The following is a 1,096-nucleotide window of genomic DNA, read 5'->3' as shown; positions in this document are numbered from 1 at the left end:
TCTTGAAACCGACCGGGCAGGAGAGGCCGGAGGCCAGCTGGCGGTGGCTCTGGCTTTCGGTCGTGCGCGCGCCGATGGCGCCCCAGGCGATCAGGTCGGAGATGTACTGCGGGGACAGCAGGTCCAGGAACTCGGTGCCGGCCGGCAGCCCCAGCCCGTTCACGTCCAGCAGCAGCTGGCGGGCCAGGCGCAGGCCCTCGTTCATGTGGAAGCTGCCGTCCAGGCGCGGGTCGTTGATGTAGCCCTTCCAGCCCACCGTGGTGCGCGGCTTCTCGAAGTAGACGCGCATGACGATGAGCAGGTCGCGGCTCAGTTCATCGCGGGCGGCCTTGAGCAGCCGCGCATAGTCCATCGCCTGGTCGTGGTCATGGATGGAGCACGGGCCCACCACCACCAGCAGCCGGTCGTCGCGGCCGTGCAGGACCGCGCTGATCTCCTGCCGCGCGCGCGCCACCACCTCCAGCGCCTGGTCCGAGGCCGCCAGCTCCTCGAGCAGCAGCGCCGGGCTGATCAGCGCACGCACGGCGCCGATGCGGGTATCGTCGGTGCGGGTGGCATCGAAGGTCGAGGGCTCGTCTTCGTGGGCGTGGGTGGAGGGAGTGTTCATTCCATGGGTGAAAGTGTGCAAGGCAGCAGGATTCTCGTCGTTCTTTCCCCGGTCCGGGCCGATGACGCCGAGGCCTTGGTGGCATTGCGCATCGAGGCGATGCGTGAAAGCCTGGAGCGCGCAGGGCGCTTCGATGCGGCGCGGGCGCGCGAGCGCTTCCTGTCCGGCTTCTCGCCCGAACACACACGCCACATCGAGCTCGACGGCGAGAAGGTCGGTTTCGTGGTGGTCAAACCGCACGGCCAGGGGCTGCTGCTGGATCATCTCTATGTCCACCCGAAGCATCAGCGCCACGGCGTCGGCGCCGCCGTGCTGGCGCAGGTGTTCGCCGAAGCCGACGCAGCGGCTGCCGCGCTGCGCGTCGGGGCGCTGCGCGGCAGCGATTCGAACCGCTTCTACGCGCGGCACGGCTTCGCGCTGGTCGAGGAGAAGGAGTTCGACAACTACTACGAGCGCTCCCGCTGACCGAGCCGCGGTGCGCACTCCGTC

The 1,096-nt window shown here is 69.1% G+C and carries 2 protein-coding genes; one reads left to right on the top strand and one right to left on the bottom strand.

The features are described 5' to 3' along the window. On the bottom strand, window positions 1-607 hold a 607-nt coding region (locus AC1D15_RS33700; protein ID WP_477829484.1), incomplete at its 3' end, for a 3-deoxy-7-phosphoheptulonate synthase. Between the two features lie 30 nt (window positions 608-637). Between AC1D15_RS33700 and AC1D15_RS33695 the strand changes: the two genes are divergently transcribed. Further along, window positions 638-1,072: a GNAT family N-acetyltransferase gene (locus tag AC1D15_RS33695; RefSeq protein ID WP_477829485.1), complete on the top strand. Its 435-nt coding sequence runs from the start codon at window positions 638-640 to the stop codon at window positions 1,070-1,072. Window positions 1,073-1,096 lie beyond the last annotated feature (24 nt).

The organism is Rhizobacter sp. P2_H2 (assembly GCF_056403375.1).
Note: the sequence above shows the minus strand (reverse complement) of the source record. Positions and strands in the feature narration are given on the sequence as shown.